The organism is Parahoeflea halophila (genome assembly GCF_900220985.1).
GTDB lineage: Bacteria > Pseudomonadota > Alphaproteobacteria > Rhizobiales > Rhizobiaceae > Hoeflea > Hoeflea halophila.
In genome coordinates, this window is record NZ_OCPC01000001.1 from 1,482,758 (window position 1) to 1,500,534 (window position 17,777).

Genomic DNA, 17,777 nt, shown 5'->3' on the forward strand with positions numbered 1-17,777 from the left:
ATGCTGATGAATCTGATCTCCGGCGACCGGCCGCGTTCCTTGGTCCTGACAATCCTGCTGCTTGGCATCCTTGCGGCGCTTGCGCTGGCTCCATTCCTGTTTCCTGGCGTGCGTTCGCTCGAGACGGCTGCGCGGATCTGCATCTTCATCGTGCTGGTGGCAAGCTATGACCTGCTGCTCGGCTATTCCGGCATTGTCAGCTTCGCCCACACCATGTTCTTTGGCCTTGGCGCCTATGGCGTGGCACTGGCCTCCACGCATATGGGCCGCGGATTTGACGCGCTGATCGTCGGCACTCTTGCAGGTGCCTTTGCCGCTGCAATCCTGGCTCTGCTGATCGGATTGTTCTCGTTGAGAGTCCGGGCGATCTTCTTCGCCATGATCACGCTTGCCGTGGCCTCCGCCGTGGCCGTGCTCGTGAGCCAGCTTTCCGGCTTCACCGGCGGCGAGGACGGGCTCAACTACTCCATCCCGCGCGAACTGACGCCCGCCTTCAAGCTGGGCAAGCTGTTCGGCGTCACCATCAACGGCAAGCTGCTCAATTACTACCTGGTGTTTTTCGCCTCGTTGGCCCTGTTCCTGTTGATGCTCAGGATCGTCAATTCGCCGTTCGGACGGGTGCTCAAGGCGATCCGCGAGAATGATTTCCGCGCCGAAGCGATCGGCTACCGGGTCGTGCTTTACCGTACGCTGGCGACCTGCCTTTCCGCCGCCGTTGCCGCTCTCGCCGGCAGTCTGTTTGCCATCTGGCTGCGCTACGTCGGCCCGGCCACCACCCTGTCCTTTGAGATCATGCTCGATATCCTGCTGATGGTGGTGATCGGCGGCATGGGCACTATGTATGGCGCGGTGATCGGCACCACCATATTTGTGTTGGCGCAGAACTACCTTCAGAACCTGATGGGCGTCGCTGCAGGTGCGACAGAAGGCCTGCCGCTGATCCCGCAGCTTCTTGACCCGGATCGCTGGCTGTTGTGGCTCGGCGTGCTGTTCATTCTCAGTGTCTATTTCTTTCCCACCGGCATTGTCGGTCGGCTAAGGGCGGAAAATTGACGGGGGCGCAGATCATGCCCCGCCAGCGGTCCGTTGTTTTCCTGCACGGCTGGACCATGCGTGGATCGATCTTCAACGACCTCGTTGCCAGACTGCCAGCAGAGTTCGACTTTCACACCCCGGACCTGCCGGGACACGGCAAGCGGGCGAGGCTCGAACCCTCGCTCGAGGTCGCGGCGAACACACTGGCCGGTGTCTTGAAGGCACAGGATCTTCGCGATGTTGTGCTTGTTGGCTGGTCGATGGGCGCAGCGGTCGCCTGGCAGTTCATCGAGCAATACGGCGCTGACCGGATTGCGGGCCTGATGACCGTCGACATGAGCCCCAGGCTGGGATGCAATGCGGACTGGCTGCACGGGTTGATCGATCAAGGCGATGCCGATCTCGCCCAAACCACCCAACGCATGATCGCGGACTGGCCCGGCACGGCCGAGGCGATCGCCACCACCATGTTTGCCCGACGCGAAGGCGCACCGGGCTACAGTCGCAAGCAGGCGCTTGACCAGATCCTGTCCAACGATCCGGCAAGCATGATCGCCATGTGGGGCGCCCTCGTTGCAATGGACAAGAGAGAGTTGATCGGTCAATTGCCCTGCCCGCTCCTGGCAACCTTTGGTGCCCGCAGCCGCGTCTATCCGAAGTCGGCTGCCGCGTGGCTCGCCCGCACAGCGCCACGTGGCCGCATGCACGCATTCGAAGATTCAGGTCATTCTCCGCATCTGGAACAACCCGAAGCCTTCGCAGAAACGCTCGTCGATTTTGCCGGCAGTGTCTAACAGTCCGCGGGCGACAGCTTATGCTGCCACATCCTTGGCCTTGACCAGCGAGCGCCCCTCGCAGATCAGCACACCGTCCGCATCCCTGCAGGTGGCCCAGAGGTCGACGAGATGCTTGTCCGGGCGCAGCCTGGTGATTTCGACCTTCGCCGTCAGTTCGGTTCCCGGCGACGCCTGTGCCAGAAATCTGAGCTCCTGCTTGAGGTAATTCGTGCCTGGTCCCGGAAGCTCGACCCCGAGCAGGAAGGAAAACAGCGCCGCGACCAGCGGCTCCGGAATGGTTTCGGGAACAGCCGATCCGCTCAAGCTGGCAAAGCCTTCCAGATCTGCCTGAGTGTAACTGCGGCTAATGCTCGCCGATTGCCCAACCCGCATCACGCCACCTCCGCTTCGCCAACCATAAGCTCTGCGCCATCGGACGACCTGACCGCCCGGACAGAAAGCGTACCGGGACATTCTCCGCTGATAGTCAGCTGAACCGGTTCGCCGGTGTAGCAGGGATTGGGAAACATCATCGACTGGCCCGTCTGCGAAATCTCCGGGTGAGCCGCAATCAGCAGACCCCAAAGCCTGGTGTAGATCAGCATGCCATGACTGACCGTGCGCCCGAACGCGGTCCGGGCCGAGAATTCGGGATCGACATGGATCGGATTGTCATCGCCGGAAATCTGCGCGAACAGGTCGAACTCGGTCTGGGTCGGCGTCCATCGGTTTGAGAGCTCGATCTTCATGACAGCAGGGACCTCAATTCCGGTTTGCGGACTTTTCCGGCCGCGGTGCGCGGGAAATCCTCCACCAGCGTGACCTTCACCGGCACCTTGTAGGCCGCCATGCGCTCCCGGCTCCAGCGCCTGATCTCTTCCGGATTAAGGCTGGCGCCAGGGCGGGCAATGATGAAGGCCGCTCCCACTTCGCCCCATTTGGTGTCGGGCATGCTGATCACCGCAGCCTCGAGCACGTCCTGGTGTTCGTTGAGCACCCGCTCGACTTCGGCCGGATAGACATTCTCGCCGCCGGAAATATACATGTCCTTGATCCTGTCGACGATGAAGATGTAGCCATCCTCGTCGCGCCGCCCGACATCGCCGGTCCTGAGCCAGCCATCCTCGGTGAAGGCATCCCGCGTGGCTCTTTCGTTCAGATAGTATCCCGGCGTGATGTTGGGGCCTCGAAGCTGGATCTCCCCGGCCCCCGCCTCCCCGGCGGCCACGCCGTCAAGACGCATCTCGGTCAGCATCTGCGCCCGTCCGACAGACCCGATCTTCCGCTCGGCGTTTTTCGGATCCATCAGAAATACTGTCGGCCCGGTTTCGGTCATGCCCATGCCGTTGAGCACCTTGGCCCCGAGCCCGGAAAACAGCCGGATCAGTGGCTCGGGCAAAGGTGCGCCGCCACAGCCGCAGCGGATCGCGCTCCAGTTGATTTCCCCCACGTCGGGCAACAGGCTGAAGGCCTGGTAGATCGCCGGAACACCGAAAAACTGCGTCACCTTGCCCTGCCGCAGCAGATCGAAGATCTGTCCCGGTTCGAATTTCGGCAGAACCGTCGACGAGCCTCCCAGCAGGTACAGAGGCAGCGTGTAGAGATTGATGCCCGCGGTGTGAAACAGCGGCAGAAAATTGACCGAGCGGTCTTCCGCCGTCATCCTCGTGGCTTGCGAGATGTTGACCGCATTGGCCCAGGCCATCTGCGCCGTCTGAATTACTGCTTTCGGCCGACCTGTTGTTCCCGATGTGAACAACAGGTACCATGGCTGGTCCGCAGCCACCGCTGTAACCGGGACTGTTCCGCCGGCTTCGATCCATCCGGCGATATCGGTTTCCATGGCAAATTCGGGAATCCGGAACGCGCGCGCCACATCGCCAGCTAGCCCGGCCTGAGCCGCATCATGGATGATCGCCCTGGCCCCCACCGGCGCGAGCGTCTCGACCAGTTCCGGCGCCGGCTGCCGCCAGTTGAGCGGACACAGGATGATGCCGGTTTTCTGGCAGGCAAACAGCGTGATGAAGAACTCGACCCGGTTGAGACACAGGATCGCCAGACGGTCGCCCTGTTGCAACCCGGCTCGCCTCAATCCGGCAGCAATCGCGTTGGCTGCCATGTTGATATCCGAGAAATGCCACTCCCGCCCGCTTCCGGCATCGACAAAGGCTGTGGCATCGGGTGAGATTTCGGCTCGCTTTGAGGCCATGTCGGGGATCGTGTCAAACATCGGCTTTGGCCCCGATGCGCTCGAGAAGTCGCGACATGCCCAAAGTGGTGTCAGCCCGGGCAATCCGGTCCAGGAAGGCCTTCGTCTCAGCCTCCAGCCGAACATTGATTTGCTCGCGGCGATCAGCATCCCAGATAAGTGCCTTGGCCGTGAGCCGGCTGCCGAATGCGCCATTAGCCGAAAGCTCGACCGCCGTTTCCTCCGGATGATCGGAAATACCTCTCGCCAGCCCCAGATCGCATAGCTCCTGCGCAGACAGTCTCCCGTCCGATTGCAGCCACTCGAGCGTGCGTCCGGCGCCGATACGTTCCGGCAGCACCGCTGTCCAGCCTCCGTCGGGAGCAAAGCCGACCTGCGGATAATAGGGCTGCACAAAGGCGTCAGGTGCCAGCACCGCAAGGTCAGCAGCAAACAGCAACCCGGCGGAACCGCCGGTGATCGCCCCGCGTGCGGCCACCACGACAAGGCGGGGCATGGCAATCAGCCGGGCAACGATTGCCTGCAGAGGCGGGACCACCTGACCCGCATAGGCGACAGCTTCCCCGGCCAGCGATGCCTGATGAAATCCGCGCACGTCGCCCCCGCTCGAGAAGTTCCGCCCGCCGCAGAGCAGGATGACTTTTGCATCCTTTGCCTCGGCGTCGTTGAGGGCAGCAGCCAGGTCCCGCAGCAAATCGGGTTCCAGGGAATTGGCCCGGCCGCCGTTAAGTGTCAGCCGCGCGCACAGCGTGCCGTCAGCCAGTTCAAGCATTTGCAAACTGATCCGCGGTGTCATGGCGCCAGGCCGTCGCGGATCATCGCGAAAGCTTCATCGACGATGTGGTCGATATCGGACGTGTCGTCCCACAACACGTACCGCTCGCCCAGCGTTTTGGCGATGCCCATCAGCGCCCAGGCGCGGACCTCGGCATCACCCGGGCGCAATTCGCCCGCTGCGGCGGCCTCGGAAAGCTGCACTGCATAGGCCTTGGCGAAACTGGTGAAATAGGCCTTGTAGGCCTCGGAATCGATGAATCGGGCTTCCTCGACGATCCGGTACAGCGACGGACGTGCGGCAACAAAGCGCAGGAAGGCCTTGAGCCCGGCCCGCTCGGCATCCAGCCGGTTCGGCGCGTCGGTCACGGCTTCGGTGACGACGCCGCGCGTCAGCTGACCCATTTCCAGAACCAGTTCCCGGAACACGTCTTCCTTGCTGGAAAAATAGATATAGAACGTACCAAGCGCTGTCTTGGCTTGCCGGGTGATGTCCGCAATCGAGGCGGCCGAAAACCCCTGCTCGCCGATCGTGGCCTCTGCCGCACGCAGGATCTGCTCGCGCCGGGCGATGCCTCTCTTGGTTCTGGGGTAAGCATTGGTCGCCATAAAACATGAATACTGATTCATATTTCAATTTGCAAGCTCTCAGACTGTCATTTGCCGATCACCCAACCAAGCTGCTGAACCAGTTCGTGACGACCGGAACACCAGGCTAAGCCGAGATCTGTGCCTCGAGTGCCTCGACGACCGCTTGCGATATCGACTGATTTGCTTCAACCGATTGAAGCGGACAGGGCTTGTCCAGCCGTTTGAGCGTCTTGCTGATGTCGAAGGAATTCGCCGCGCGCAGGCGCGACAATTCCTGCCAGGTGACAGGAACGGCGACCGGGGCACCCTTGCGCGCCCGGATCGAATAGGGCGCCACCGCCGTCGATCCTCTGTCATTGCGCAACCAGTCGATGAAGATCTTGCCCTTTCGTTTCGCCTTCGACATCGTCGCCACATAGCGGTCCGGATTGCGCTGCGCCATGAAGCTGGCAACGGTGCGCGCAAAGACGGTGACCGTTTCCCATTCAGCCGTCCGTCTGAGCGGCACCACCACATGCACGCCCTTGCCGCCGGTGACCATCGGCACGCTTTCAAGCCCGATGCCGGCGAGCAGATCGCGCACATCCCTGGCAGCCTTCTTGACGTCGGAGAATGTCAGCCCTTCATCCGGGTCAAGATCGAAAACCAACCGGTCCGGCTTCTCCAGAATATCGGTACGCGCCCCCCAGATGTGAAACTCGATGGTGCCCATCTGCGCCGCGGCGGCAAAGCCTGCCGCGTCCCTGATTACCATGTAGGGTTCGGTCTTGCCGGAACTTTCCTCAATGTCGACGGTCCCTATCCCGTCGGGAAACCCCTTGCCCGCATGCTTCTGGAAAAAACAGTCCCCGTCCCTGCCGTCCGGGCACCTGAGCAGCGACACCGGGCGATCTCCCGACGACTGCAGCATCCGCTTGGAAGCCTTGGCGTAATATGCCGCCACGTCGCCCTTCGTGCATCCGGCATCGGGAAACACCACCCGGTCCGGGCTGCTGATGCGCACGCCCAGCACGGTCCTGGTTTCACCGCTGGCCTTTTCCGGTTTCTCAAGTTTCACCACCTCTGCCTCCTTGTCCTCGCGCATGCCCTGAAACACGCCATGCCGGATACTGCCCTGATCCGTAAGCTCGGCATACTCAACCTCAACCACCAGATCGGGCCTGACCCAGCGGGCAGAGCGGGCGACATCGCCCGGAACCTCGGCAAAGGGGCTGGTCTCTCGCATGCGCTTCCGCATCAGGGAGGAAAGCCTGTCGAGATCGGCTTCACCGAACCCGGCGCCTACGCGACCCCGATAGACGAACTTCCCATTTTCACGTGAGCCGACCAGCAGTGACGCGAATGGTCGGTGCTTTGCAGACGAGGGCGAGAAACCGCCGACGATGAATTCTTGTCTCTGCTTGGTCTTGATCTTCAGCCAGCTGCCGCTGCGGGTGCCCGCATAGGTGCTGTCGCAGGCCTTGCTGATGATCCCTTCCCCACTAGCCTTCTCGACCGCCTCGAAAACCTCGGGCCCGTGCCCGGCCACGTGCTCGGAGTATCGGATCGGCGTGTCCTTTCCCTGCCCCTCGAGCAGCAACGCCAGCGCTGCCTTGCGCTCCGTCAACGGCTGCTTGTGGAGCTTCTCACCATTGAGTTCGAGCAGATCAAAGGCCATGAAAATGACCGGCCGCCCCTTTTCAAGATCGGCTTGAAGCGCCGAGAAGGGCGAACCGCTTGCCTTGCCTGCCGAAACCACCTCGCCATCGATCAACGCATTGCGGCAATCAAGGGCTGCGAAAGCCTCCGGCAATCCGGTATAGCGATCGCTCCAGTCGCGACCGGAGCGGGTGTAGAGCTTTACCCCGCTCTTTCCCAGGGCGGCCAGACAACGGTAGCCATCGAACTTCGTCTCATGCAGCCACTCATCGCCTTCAGGCACCTGGTCGCTGAGCTTGGCCAGTTGCGGCTTGCGAAACCTCGGGGTCGGCAACGTGAAAGTGACCTTGTCGTGTTTTTTCCGGGCAGCCTTTGTCGGCTGCTTGCGAGGTGCTGTGCCCGCCGCGATCTCGTCCATACTCCGGGCACTGGCGACGCTGGTGACGTAGCGCTGGATGAGACCGTCTTCGTCCTCTTCCTCGAAACTGTCGTGTTCCTTGATCAGCAACCAGTTTTCGCGCTTTTCCTTGGTACGCATCCGAACCAGGGTCCAGCGCCCTTTCATTCTCTGCCCGTGCAGGATGAATTTAAGCTTTCCCGATTTCAAACCCTTGGCGAAATCCTCCTGCGGCTCCCACCAGCCCTGGTCCCAAAGCATCACGGTGCCTGCACCATACTGCTTTGCCGGGATCGTGCCTTCGAAACCGCCATAATCGAGCGGGTGATCTTCCGTCCGTACCGCCAGCCGCTTGACCGAGGTCATGGCACTTGGCCCCTTGGTGACCGCCCAGCTCAGTAGGACCCCTTCCCATTCCAGGCGAAAATCATAGTGCAGCCGCCGGGCATCATGCTTCTGCACCACGAAGGCCGGCCGGTCGGACGCCTTGGACTGCGCATCGCCACTCGGTTCTGCTGTCTTGCTGAAATCCCGCTTGGCGACATACTCGGCAAGCCTGTCGGCCGACACAGACATCAGGCCGACTTCTTCTTCGCCGCTGTCTTGGAGGTCTTGGAATTGGCCTTGCCCGACTTGCTGGCGGATTTGCCGGAAGATTTGCCGTCAGCCTTGGCCAGGCTTTGCTTCAGGGCAGCCATCAGATCAATCACATTGTCGCCACCGCCACTTTCGCCTTCGCTGTCATCAGTCTGGACACGCTTGGTCGACTTGCTTCTGGTCTTGCGCTCAATCAGCTCCTTGAGCGCGATTGAGTAATTGTCCTTGAACGCATCGGCCTTGAACGGACCGGCTTTGCGCTCAATCAACGACTTGGCCACCTCGAGCAATTCCTCGTCGGCCGTGTCATCCTCGATGTCGGAAAACAGTGGGTCCGCATCGCGGATTTCCTCGGCGTAGTGCAACGTTTCGAGCAACAGCCCGTCACCGCAGGGTTTGACGGCTGCGAGATATTCCTTTCCGCGCATCGTGACCTGGCCGAGCCCCACCATCTTGGTCGAGCGCAGCGCGTCGCGCACAACGCGGTAAGCGTCTTCCGCCAGGTCGTCAGTCGGCACCAGGTAATAAGGCTTGTCGAAGTAGAGCGGGGGGATTTCACAGGCGTCGACGAACTGGACCAGCTCTAGCGTCTTCTTGGTTTCGAGCTTGATCTCGTCAATGTCGTCGGGATCGATCAGCAGGTACTGATCCTTTTCGTACTCGTAGCCCTTCATGATATCGCCGGCATCGACCGGGCCGACGCCGGGCACCGTCTTCTGGTAGCGCACAGACTTGCCCGAAGGCTCGTGAATCTGGCGGAAGCTGACACGCGCACCCGTTTTCGTTGCCGAGTACATTTCCACCGGGATCGACACCAGCGACAGGCGGAGTTGCCCCTTCCAGACCGGTCGTGCAGCCATCATCTACTCCAGACTTCGAGTGTCATGTGAAAGGATGGGGCGTGTTGACATCCCCACCAACCCAGGCCTCAGGCATTGCTCCCGACATCGGAATAATGCTCACCGGCGCGCAGCTTCGGTGCGAGCATCCAGGCAAGCGGAACTGCAGCCACGAAGCCAGCCACGATGACAGCGGGCAAGAGATACCTGGCCTGCTCGGCGAGCGCGGGGATGGATAACACGGTGATCGCACCGGCTCCGAAGAGCACGGCATTGATGGGCAGGGCGATCGTGCCGGCGATGAATGTGCGGGTTCGCATGGCGTTCTCCTGGCTTCAGAGTCAAACGCCAAAACCCTGCTCGGGTTCCATCCGCTTTGCAGCAGGTCTACTGCAGCACGTCTTCCGGATGGATCGGGTATTTCCTACCTTGCACGCCGGTTGCCTTGTGCACCGCATCGGGGATTGCCCGGCCGCACTGCTGACCCCCAGCTCACCAATGCCGTTGTTGCCGGGCGGGTTGGAATGTTGTGAACTGGTATCCGGTCTTGGAATCGGCCGCGGTCCACCCGGCAACGAAGCAGGCCGGGGGGGCGGTTCACCCGTCTGGCCAGTGTCGATTGCGCGCAAGGTACTTGTCTCGGCATTGTCAGACTTCCACCACCGGTTCGAAGCCCTCATGGATGAGCCGCTAGCCGCCGAACGACATCGGATTCCTTTTTGGGTCCATGCGCGGATCGACCTTTTCGGGGTTCTCCATCCAGTCGTTCATCGTCTTCATGGTCGTGTCGCTTGTCTCTTCGTCGGGCCACTCGATCCAGGAAAATAAACTGTTTCGTCATCCTTAGCCTGCACGGCTGTGCGGAAATCCGCGACCTTGCCTTCCGTGAAGTTGGTCCCGAGTCCCAGGTTACGATCATGCCGAAGCCAGCCTTGTTAAAGATGCCGGAAATCCAATGCCCCCTTGTCTCCAATCGAGTCAGAACCGGCTCATCCGTATCTGCTCCAATTGTCGCATTTCTTAAGGGCTTTTGCTCCCGGATATTGGGTTGGTCCTAATTGGAACCATGGTTCCTTCTAACCTGATTTACCAATCGTAACGGGGCGGCCGACTGAATGGCCGAAATGACGGCTTGAAAACCGCCCTGCCGTTAATTCGGCTCCAGACACAGCCAATCTGGCAATGCGCGACCATCTGACAGTCATGCGCTACTGGTTTTATTAGACAAAATCATTTCTACTCGACACGGAACCAACGGGTTCCGGCCGACATTGCAAGCTGCTTGCCAAGTAGCCTGCACTGGCACTCGATTTTACAGCCTAAGGATAGATCATGAAATACCGCACACTCGGACGCACCGGACTGAAAGTCTCCGAAATCACCATGGGTACGTTCACCTTTGGCGGAAAGGGACCGTTCGGCATGGTGGCCGAACAGGGTGTCGCGGAGGCGCGCAGGCTGGTGGATCTGTGCATCGACAATGGTGTCAATCTTTTCGATACCGCGAATATGTACTCGACCGGACTTGCAGAAGAGATACTCGGAGAAGTCCTCGAAGGCCGCTATTCCAACATTCTGGTCACCTCGAAGGCGCGGATGCGCATCGGTGACGGGCCGAACGACGAGGGCGTGTCACGCTGGCACCTCATCCGCGAATGCGAACGGACGCTCAAACGCCTGCGCACCGATCATGTCGATATCTATTACATGCACGAATGGGACGGCACGACACCGGTCGAGGAAAAGATGGCCGCACTCGACACCCTCATCCAGCAAGGCAAGATCCGCTATGCCGGTTGTTCGAATTATTCCGGCTGGCATGTGATGAAATCCCTGGCGGTAGCGCCAAGCCATGCATCGCGCTTTGCCACCCAGCAGATCCACTATTCGGTGGAAGCACGCGAAGCCGAGTATGAATTGCTGCCCCTATCGGTCGATCAGGGTCTTGGAGTTCTGGTCTGGTCCCCGCTCGCTGCCGGCCTGCTGAGCGGCAAGCACAGGCGCGGCCAGGATGCGCCTGAAGGATCCCGGCAGGCGGCCGGATGGAACGAGCCGCCGATCCGCGACATGGAGCGGATGTGGAACATCGTCGATGTGCTTGTGGCTGTCGCCGAGGAACACAATGTGTCGGCGGCACAGATTGCGCTGGCCTGGCTTCTCGGGCGCCCGGCGATTTCATCGCTGGTAGTCGGCGGACGAAATGAAGAGCAGTTCCGGCAGAATTTCAAGGCAGTGGATATCGTGCTGACCGAGGACCAGCTGCAGCGGATCAATGATGTCAGCCGGCTGCCCCTGATCTACCCCTACTGGCACCAGCACAATTTCGCCCGCGACCGCTTCAGCGCCGCCGACCGGGCCTTGCACGACGATTACTCCGACCGGCATTACGGCGGCGACGATCCGCTGATCTAGTAAATATCGCGTTCAAACGGGTTTACTTGAACGCGAGAAGCCAAAACACTTTGAAATGATGCGTGTGTGTTACCATTCAAATGAACCCATTTGAACGTGACGTGCATCAGCGCCCGGCGGCGGCCTTGACGATGCGCTGCATGGCCAGCATGCCCGGGTCATCGAGGCCGATGCTCTTTTCGGCGAAGATACGGGCGCGGCCGATGGTTGCGGGTTTCTGGCGGAACTCTTCAAGCGCCTGATCGACGGCGTCCGCGGCGGCGGAGGCAACGGCTTCCTTGTCGTCCAGTCCGCTGGTGGCCCGGGCAACCGCATCGAGGCTGTCGAGAACGGTCTTGCCGCCGATTTCGGCCTTGCCGCGCTCCTGCATCTTGTCGCGGGCACCCGCTACAAGATCCGATACCTGGGCAACCTCGAACTCTGTCTGGCCCTTGAGCGCCTTGGCAGCCGACATCAAACCCGTCGCCATCAGCGTGCCGTAGGACGAGCCCGAGGATTTGGTAAAGGCTTGGGCGCATTGCATCAGCGCCATGCCCAGATCGTCCGGCAGGTCATCCTTCAACTGCGTGATGGCGCGCATGCCGCGGGTCAGAGTGACGCCGAGGTCGCCGTCACCCAGGGTTCCATCCGCGGCATTGAGTTCATCAAAATCACGCTCCATGGCAAGTGTCACGCGGTCTATCGCCTGCACAAGCGCCGCCTTGGAAAGGGTCATCCAACCCTCCAGAAAGCGCAGTTGCAGGGAGCCTTCAGCAGGGCTTCAAGCTCATCGTCGAGCTTGCACAGCGTGAACGACACGCCCGACATTTCCATCGAGGTTGCATAGCGTCCGACAAGCGGCATGACGATGGTCGCGCCCGCAGCTTCAAGCCGCTGCTTCACCGTGCGGTAGAGAATGTAAAGCTCTTCGGGAGGCGTTGCGCCAAGGCTGTTGACCAGCACCGAAACCCGGTCGCCCGACGACAGCGGCGTCTCGGCGAGCAACCTGTCCATCATCTCCCCGGCGATTTCGTCGGCGGTACGCAGCTTGCCGCGCCACACCCCCGGTTCGCCGTGGATGCCCATGCCCATTTCCATCTCGTCATCGGCAATGTCGAAGGTCGGCTTGCCCGCCTGCGGCACCGTGCAGGACGACAGCGCCGCACCGATCGAGCGGCAGGCATCGGCAGCCTTTTGCGCCACCGCGGTCACGCCCTCAAGGTCGCGGCCTTCTTCCGCTGCGGCCCCGGCCAGCTTGAAGGCGTAGACCATACCGGCGACGCCACGGCGTTTTGCATGGTCTTCGGGCGGGGCGGATGCCACATCGTCGGTCAGAAGCACTGTCGTGCACTCGATATCGTCAAACTCGACAAGTTCGCCGGCCATGTCGAAATTCATGATGTCGCCGCCGTAATTTCCGTAAAGCCGCAGCACGCCCGCACCCTGATCGGCCGCGCGGATGGCGTCGGCCATCTGATCGGCGGAGGGAGAGGCAAACACATCGCCAATCGCGCAGGCGTCGAGCAGGCCTTCGCCGACATAACCGGTGAAGACGGGCAAGTGGCCCGACCCGCCGCCGGTGACAATGCCGACCTTGCCCGCCTTGGCCTTTTCGGCGCGCGCGACGACCTTGCCGCTGTCGCCGTGCATCCGGTAGAATTCCGGATGCGCCGCAACGAAGCCTTCCAGCATCTCGTCGACGTATTTTTCCGGATCGTTGAGTATCTTTTTCATGGCATCCTCCCGCTTCAGCTGGATTTCGTCGGTTTGGCCCGGGCGAAGAAACCGCGGCCGATTGCATTGCTGTTGATCACCATGACGAAGATCAGCAGCACGCCCCAAATAAGTTCACGGGCGAAATTGGAGACCTGCAGCATGTTCAGGCCGCTCGACAGGAACTGCATCGAAAGCACGGCAAGCACCACGCCAATCACCCGGCCATAGCCGCCATAGGGATTGACGCCGCCAAGCACGGCGATGAGAACGGCAAGCAGAAGATAGCTCGAGCCATAATCCGCCTTTGCCGAGTTGGCGCGGCTCATGATAACAAGCCCTGCAGACGAGGCCAGCATGCCGGCGATCACGTAGACTTTCAGCAGCACCCGGTTGATGTTGACGGCTGCGTAGAGCGCTGCCAGGGGGTTCGCACCATACATGGTCACCCTGAGGCCGAAAGCCGTCTTGGTCAGCAGCAGATGCAGCCCGAGCGCCAGCAGTCCGAACAGGATCAGCGGAACCGGCACGCCCAGCAGGCTTTCATTGCCGATCCAGGCGACCGTCGCCGGGAACCCCATCACCGCACTGCCGCCGGTCATGGCAATGGCCAGGCCGGTGAAGACGAGGCCGGAGCCGAGCGTGGCCAGAATCGGCGGCAACCCGAAGAAGGCAACCAGCGAGCCGTTTACCAGACCCGCCGCGGCGCCAATGCACAGGGCCGCCGCCACTGCAAAACCGAGCCAGATCAGCGACGGGCCGGTAGCCATTTCCGGACCCGCGAGCTGTGTGAGGATCAGGGCCGCGACAACCGCGGAAAGGTTTGCGACGCCCACCACGGACAGGTCGATGCCGCCGGTCATCATCGTGATCGTCATCGCCAGGGCCAGAATTGCAAATTCCGGGAACTGGAATGCCATCGACGTGAGGTTCTGCCCCGACAGGAACCGGTCCGGCGACAGCAGCGACATGAACACAAATACCGCGCAGGCGATGATCAGCAAGCGAAACTCGGGCGACCGTGTAAAACTCATTTTCTGGCCTTGTACTGTCATCACATCCTCATCCGGCTCGCGTAGCCGCGCGCTTGGCACGATAGGCCGGAACACCCGTTCCAATCAGGATCAGGAGACCAATGGCGACCGACTGCCAGGTTGTGGGAATCCCGACCACGATCAGGCTGTTCTGCACGATCACGATCAGCGCAACGCCTAGCAGGGTGCCTGTCAAAGTACCGTAGCCGCCGATCAGCCGGGCCCCGCCCAACACCACCGCCGCAATCACCGACAGTTCAAGCCCCACCAGCGAGAACGGATCGGCCATGCGGCCCATGGAACCATGGATGATACCGGCAAGACCTGCGAGGGCACCAACATAGACATAGACAAAGAACTGCGTTGCCTTGACATTGATGCCGAGCCGCCGCGCACTCTCGGTCGATCCGCCGATCGCATAGATCGAACGCCCCAGCATCGTCTTGTGCAGGATGAACCAGGTCAGCACGATCACCGCAACAAGTGCCGCAAGCGCCCAGGGGAACGAATAGAAACTGCCAGCTTCTGTGGTGCCGCGCGCGATCACCCCGCGGGAAAAATCCCGCATTTCCGGCGGCAGGGCGGAAATCCGCTGGGAACCGATGAAGGTGAGCAGAAACCCGCGAAACACCGACAATGTGCCCAGGGTCACGATCAGTGTGGGCAGGCCAAAAAAGGCGATAAACACACCGTTGATTGCGCCAAGCAGCGCGCCGATCGCCGTCGATATCAGGAAGATCACCGGCCACGGCATGTCAGGCCACACCGCCAGCGAGAAGACCGTCGCCGAATACATGGCAAACACGGCAATGGCGGTAAAACTTACATCAATACCGCCCGACACCAGAACAAGCATGGCGCCAATCGCCAGAATGCCGATGACGATCGATGCCCGCAACAGATCCGACAGGGTGGTGACGGATAAGAACAGCGGATCAGACAGCGTTGCAGCAACGCAAAACAGCACGATAACGCCGGAAACGAGCGTTTCATTGCGCGTCCAGAAATCCTGCGGCACCCACTTGTTCATGACGCCAACCTATGCGCGAGTTCTTCTTCCGTCACCGAGTTTCCTGCAACCTCGTCGGTGACCCTGCCATCGCGCATCACCAGAATGCGGTGAGAGGTTGCGAGCAATTCCGGCAGGTCATCGGAAATCACGATGACGCCAATGCCTTCCGCCGACAGATCGCGGATGATGCTGTGAATGTCCGCCTTTGACCCGACATCCACCCCGACGCTCGGGCCATTGAGAATGAGCACCCGTGGTGCCCGCGACAGCCAGCGTGCAAGCACGACGCGCTGCTGGTTTCCGCCCGACAGGGATTGCACCGGCGCGTCGATGTCCGGGGCCTTGACCTTCAACCGCTTAAGCCAGCCGGCCGCCTCTTCGATCATCGCGGAAGCTTTCAGAAATCCGCCACTTCCCGAGTGCTTGTCGAGACGGCCTATCGCAACGTTGCGGACAATCGACTGGCTGAGGAACAGCCCTTCGGTCAGGCGGTCTTCGGGGACATAGCCGATGCCGGCATAACAGGCTGCAATCGGGTCGCCGGTTGCCACGTCGCGGCCATCGACCTGGATCGAGCCGCGATCGGGGGCGACCAGACCGAACAGCGCCTTGGCCAGCGACGTGCGCCCACTGCCCAGGAGTCCGGTGATCCCCAGGACTTCGCCCGCATTGAGCTCGAAATTTATGTCCGCGAAAGAGCCTTGCTTGGCCAGGTTGTCGACGCGCATCAGCGTCTTGGCGCCGGCTGGAACCGCGCTCGGCGGCGTCTCCGGCATCTCGCGGCCGGTCATGTGATAGGCGAGCGACTGGGTGTCGAATTCGGACGCCGGACCTTCCGCCACCTTCTTGCCGTTGCGCAGCACGACAACCTTCTCCGAGACTTCCAGCACTTCGGCGAGTTTGTGGCTAACGAAGATCACCGCGACTCCGTCTTCCTTCAGGCGTCGAATGATGCCGAGAAGCCGACGCACTTCCTTTTCGGTAAGCGCGGTCGTCGGCTCGTCCATGATGATCAGCTTGGCCTGGGAGGCGAGCGCCCGGCAAATGGCAACCAGCTGCTTGTGGGCAACCGGCAGACTTTCGACCCGCACATCGAGGTCTATCTTCACGCCGATGCGGTCGAGCGCCTCGCGGGCGATCTCGCGCGCCTTGTCGCGCTCGTACAGGCGCCTGTGCGCAGACAATTGCGTCGCAAAGGCAATGTTTTCGTAAACGCTGAGGTTCGGAAACAGCGAAAAATCCTGAAAGATGACCATGACGCCGGCCGCTGCCGAGATCCGCGGATTGAGCACCGGGCGGTCCTTGCCGCCGATCCGGATCCGGCCCTCGGTCAGTTTCTCGACGCCGGAAATGATCTTGATAAGGGTAGACTTGCCCGACCCGTTCTCACCGGCGAGACACACGGCCTCACCCGGCTGAACCGTGAAATCCACACCGTCCAGCGCGGTAACCCCCGCATAGCGTTTGGTGATTCCCGCAAGGTCGATGAATGCGTGTTCGCCCACGTCCGACATGCCGACTCGTTACTTTTATGAGACTAGACAATTGGAGGGCGGCCTGGCAGCCGCCCTCCCGTGACAGCTACATGATCAGAACGGATAGTCCGCCATGTTGTCCTTGTTCACGTTGACCCATGCCTGGCCGTAGATGACCTTGCCGTCGAGAGTGACCTTCTCGTAGCCGGGCAATCCCAGATCCATGCCATCGGCGACAGTCTCGCCTTCCATGACCATGACCGCGAGCTTGTTCATGGCTTCGCCGGCAACCGCCGGATCCCAAAACCCGATGCCATCGACAGCGCCGGTTTCCAGATACTGCCCAGCAATGGACGGCAGCGAGGTGCCGAAGACGCAGATGTCGTCTTCCATGCCGCGCTCTTCGACAGCACGGCCGATACCGGCCACATCGGTGGAGGCGGAACCTTGCATGCCCTTGATATTGGGGTATGCACGCAGAACTTCCTGCGCCTTGGTGTAGGCCTTCTCGGCATCGTCGAAGGTTTCGTTCTTGTCGCCGACCAGCACCATGTCGGGATAGTTGGCCTTCTGGTATGCGATGCCGCCGTCAACCCACTGGTTGTGGGTCTGCGAGGTCAGCGAACCGACATAAACGGCATATTCACCCTTGCCGCCCATGCACTGCGCGAGCTGCTCCATGAGGTTGGCGCCGAAGTCTTCGTTGACGAAGGCTTCAAGATCGTAATTCGTATTCTCCTGCGCTGCAGCCTCATGCGTGATCACGGTGATGCCCGAGTCCATTGCGCGCTTGAGCACCGGTTCGAGAGCTTCCGGCGACATCGGCACGACTGCAAGCGCATCGACGCCTTGCGCGATCATGTCTTCGATCAGCGCTGCCTGCTGCTGCGGATCTGCCTGCGCGGGCCCGACCTGGTAAGCATTGTTGCCGGATTCTTCGGCGAACTTCTTCACGCCCTCTTCCATCCGGTTGAACCACTGAATTCCAGCGATTTTCACCACCGTGGCAATCTGCTTGCTGCCGCCGTGGCTCGCAGCGAAGGCTGAAAGAGCCGTCCCGGCCACGAGTGCGCCTGCGAGGAGTATCGTATGTTTTTTCATGGTCTGTTCCTACCTTGATCCGCTGCTGCGGATACCTCCCTGAGGCCCGAAACAACGGGCCGTGCCTCCATAGGTTTCGGTGCTGCACACCTGACCCGACGGCGATATGGACCGTCGTATCGCGATATGCAACAGTTGTGCATTGACTGCACGTATGTGACTATATATCGGTGAAAGTCGCGGTCAAGCCATTTA

Annotated in this window: 17 protein-coding genes; 3 read left to right on the forward strand and 14 right to left on the reverse strand. The window is 60.9% G+C overall.

Features of this window, described 5'->3' with window-relative positions:
• Together CRO46_RS06955 and CRO46_RS06960 are read left to right on the forward strand one after the other, a co-directional pair.
• Positions 1 to 1,053 (forward strand): branched-chain amino acid ABC transporter permease, encoded by a 1,053-nt coding sequence (locus CRO46_RS06955; protein ID WP_097106228.1) that lies wholly within the window; start codon positions 1 to 3, stop codon positions 1,051 to 1,053.
• A gap of 14 nt (positions 1,054 to 1,067) precedes the next feature.
• Positions 1,068 to 1,829: an alpha/beta fold hydrolase gene (locus CRO46_RS06960; protein WP_097106230.1), complete on the forward strand. Its 762-nt coding sequence runs from the start codon at positions 1,068 to 1,070 to the stop codon at positions 1,827 to 1,829.
• An 18-nt stretch (positions 1,830 to 1,847) separates the two neighbouring features.
• Here CRO46_RS06960 and CRO46_RS06965 read toward each other — a convergent pair whose 3' ends face one another.
• The 8 genes from CRO46_RS06965 to CRO46_RS07000 all read right to left on the reverse strand — a co-directional run bounded on the left by CRO46_RS06965 (position 1,848) and on the right by CRO46_RS07000 (position 9,176).
• The gene (locus CRO46_RS06965) at positions 1,848 to 2,204 is read right to left on the reverse strand and encodes a hotdog family protein (protein ID WP_179758972.1); all 357 of its coding nucleotides are present in this window, start codon (positions 2,202 to 2,204) and stop codon (positions 1,848 to 1,850) included.
• On the reverse strand, positions 2,204 to 2,560 hold the full coding sequence (locus tag CRO46_RS06970) for a MaoC family dehydratase (protein ID WP_097106233.1): 357 nt from the start codon (positions 2,558 to 2,560) through the stop codon (positions 2,204 to 2,206). Before CRO46_RS06970 ends, CRO46_RS06965 begins: the two co-directional genes overlap by 1 nt.
• Positions 2,557 to 4,041, reverse strand: a complete 1,485-nt coding sequence (locus tag CRO46_RS06975; protein ID WP_097106234.1) for an AMP-binding protein — start codon at positions 4,039 to 4,041, stop codon at positions 2,557 to 2,559. The genes CRO46_RS06970 and CRO46_RS06975 overlap by 4 nt, the downstream gene beginning before the upstream one ends.
• A complete protein-coding gene (locus tag CRO46_RS06980; RefSeq protein ID WP_210421486.1) occupies positions 4,034 to 4,792 on the reverse strand; it encodes an enoyl-CoA hydratase/isomerase family protein in 759 nt (252 codons plus the stop codon). The genes CRO46_RS06975 and CRO46_RS06980 overlap by 8 nt, the downstream gene beginning before the upstream one ends.
• A gap of 20 nt (positions 4,793 to 4,812) precedes the next feature.
• A complete protein-coding gene (locus CRO46_RS06985; RefSeq protein ID WP_097106237.1) occupies positions 4,813 to 5,403 on the reverse strand; it encodes a TetR/AcrR family transcriptional regulator in 591 nt (196 codons plus the stop codon).
• Between the two features lie 106 nt (positions 5,404 to 5,509).
• Complete coding sequence (gene ligD / locus CRO46_RS06990) at positions 5,510 to 7,996, reverse strand: DNA ligase D (RefSeq protein ID WP_097106239.1); 2,487 nt, start codon at positions 7,994 to 7,996, stop codon at positions 5,510 to 5,512.
• Positions 7,996 to 8,877, reverse strand: coding sequence for a non-homologous end joining protein Ku (gene ku, locus CRO46_RS06995; RefSeq protein ID WP_097106240.1), 882 nt, complete (start codon positions 8,875 to 8,877; stop codon positions 7,996 to 7,998). Before ku ends, ligD begins: the two co-directional genes overlap by 1 nt.
• 68 nt (positions 8,878 to 8,945) lie before the next feature.
• The gene (locus tag CRO46_RS07000) at positions 8,946 to 9,176 is read right to left on the reverse strand and encodes a hypothetical protein (protein WP_097106241.1); all 231 of its coding nucleotides are present in this window, start codon (positions 9,174 to 9,176) and stop codon (positions 8,946 to 8,948) included.
• A gap of 1,012 nt (positions 9,177 to 10,188) precedes the next feature.
• Between CRO46_RS07000 and CRO46_RS07005 the strand changes: the two genes are divergently transcribed.
• Entirely contained in the window at positions 10,189 to 11,268 is a 1,080-nt protein-coding gene (locus CRO46_RS07005) for an aldo/keto reductase (protein WP_097106242.1), read from the forward strand.
• A 106-nt stretch (positions 11,269 to 11,374) separates the two neighbouring features.
• Here the strand turns inward: CRO46_RS07005 and CRO46_RS07010 are convergent, their stop codons facing one another.
• The 6 genes from CRO46_RS07010 to CRO46_RS07035 all read right to left on the reverse strand — a co-directional run bounded on the left by CRO46_RS07010 (position 11,375) and on the right by CRO46_RS07035 (position 17,582).
• On the reverse strand, positions 11,375 to 11,983 hold the full coding sequence (locus CRO46_RS07010; RefSeq protein WP_097106243.1) for a dihydroxyacetone kinase subunit L: 609 nt from the start codon (positions 11,981 to 11,983) through the stop codon (positions 11,375 to 11,377).
• Positions 11,980 to 12,981: a dihydroxyacetone kinase subunit DhaK gene (locus tag CRO46_RS07015; protein ID WP_097106245.1), complete on the reverse strand. Its 1,002-nt coding sequence runs from the start codon at positions 12,979 to 12,981 to the stop codon at positions 11,980 to 11,982. Before CRO46_RS07015 ends, CRO46_RS07010 begins: the two co-directional genes overlap by 4 nt.
• Positions 12,982 to 12,995: 14 nt before the next feature.
• Positions 12,996 to 13,994 carry an ABC transporter permease gene (locus CRO46_RS07020; protein ID WP_097106247.1) on the reverse strand — a complete coding sequence of 333 codons (999 nt, stop codon included), beginning with the start codon at positions 13,992 to 13,994 and terminating at the stop codon, positions 12,996 to 12,998.
• A 28-nt stretch (positions 13,995 to 14,022) separates the two neighbouring features.
• Positions 14,023 to 15,024 (reverse strand): ABC transporter permease, encoded by a 1,002-nt coding sequence (locus tag CRO46_RS07025; protein WP_097106248.1) that lies wholly within the window; start codon positions 15,022 to 15,024, stop codon positions 14,023 to 14,025.
• Positions 15,021 to 16,520: a sugar ABC transporter ATP-binding protein gene (locus CRO46_RS07030; RefSeq protein ID WP_097106250.1), complete on the reverse strand. Its 1,500-nt coding sequence runs from the start codon at positions 16,518 to 16,520 to the stop codon at positions 15,021 to 15,023. The genes CRO46_RS07025 and CRO46_RS07030 overlap by 4 nt, the downstream gene beginning before the upstream one ends.
• A 75-nt stretch (positions 16,521 to 16,595) precedes the next feature.
• Positions 16,596 to 17,582 (reverse strand): autoinducer 2 ABC transporter substrate-binding protein, encoded by a 987-nt coding sequence (locus tag CRO46_RS07035; protein WP_097106252.1) that lies wholly within the window; start codon positions 17,580 to 17,582, stop codon positions 16,596 to 16,598.
• Between the last annotated feature and the right edge of the window lie 195 nt (positions 17,583 to 17,777).

Coding starts and splice junctions, on each gene's coding strand:
- CRO46_RS06955 (WP_097106228.1), top strand. CDS start 1: ATGCTGATGAATCTGATCTCCGGCGACCGGCCGCGTTCCTTGGTCCTG.
- CRO46_RS06960 (WP_097106230.1), top strand. CDS start 1,068: ATGCCCCGCCAGCGGTCCGTTGTTTTCCTGCACGGCTGGACCATGCGT.
- CRO46_RS06965 (WP_179758972.1), bottom strand. CDS start 2,204: ATGCGGGTTGGGCAATCGGCGAGCATTAGCCGCAGTTACACTCAGGCA.
- CRO46_RS06970 (WP_097106233.1), bottom strand. CDS start 2,560: ATGAAGATCGAGCTCTCAAACCGATGGACGCCGACCCAGACCGAGTTC.
- CRO46_RS06975 (WP_097106234.1), bottom strand. CDS start 4,041: ATGTTTGACACGATCCCCGACATGGCCTCAAAGCGAGCCGAAATCTCA.
- CRO46_RS06980 (WP_210421486.1), bottom strand. CDS start 4,792: ATGCTTGAACTGGCTGACGGCACGCTGTGCGCGCGGCTGACACTTAAC.
- CRO46_RS06985 (WP_097106237.1), bottom strand. CDS start 5,403: ATGGCGACCAATGCTTACCCCAGAACCAAGAGAGGCATCGCCCGGCGC.
- ligD (WP_097106239.1), bottom strand. CDS start 7,996: ATGTCTGTGTCGGCCGACAGGCTTGCCGAGTATGTCGCCAAGCGGGAT.
- ku (WP_097106240.1), bottom strand. CDS start 8,877: ATGGCTGCACGACCGGTCTGGAAGGGGCAACTCCGCCTGTCGCTGGTG.
- CRO46_RS07000 (WP_097106241.1), bottom strand. CDS start 9,176: ATGCGAACCCGCACATTCATCGCCGGCACGATCGCCCTGCCCATCAAT.
- CRO46_RS07005 (WP_097106242.1), top strand. CDS start 10,189: ATGAAATACCGCACACTCGGACGCACCGGACTGAAAGTCTCCGAAATC.
- CRO46_RS07010 (WP_097106243.1), bottom strand. CDS start 11,983: ATGACCCTTTCCAAGGCGGCGCTTGTGCAGGCGATAGACCGCGTGACA.
- CRO46_RS07015 (WP_097106245.1), bottom strand. CDS start 12,981: ATGAAAAAGATACTCAACGATCCGGAAAAATACGTCGACGAGATGCTG.
- CRO46_RS07020 (WP_097106247.1), bottom strand. CDS start 13,994: ATGAGTTTTACACGGTCGCCCGAGTTTCGCTTGCTGATCATCGCCTGC.
- CRO46_RS07025 (WP_097106248.1), bottom strand. CDS start 15,024: ATGAACAAGTGGGTGCCGCAGGATTTCTGGACGCGCAATGAAACGCTC.
- CRO46_RS07030 (WP_097106250.1), bottom strand. CDS start 16,520: ATGTCGGACGTGGGCGAACACGCATTCATCGACCTTGCGGGAATCACC.
- CRO46_RS07035 (WP_097106252.1), bottom strand. CDS start 17,582: ATGAAAAAACATACGATACTCCTCGCAGGCGCACTCGTGGCCGGGACG.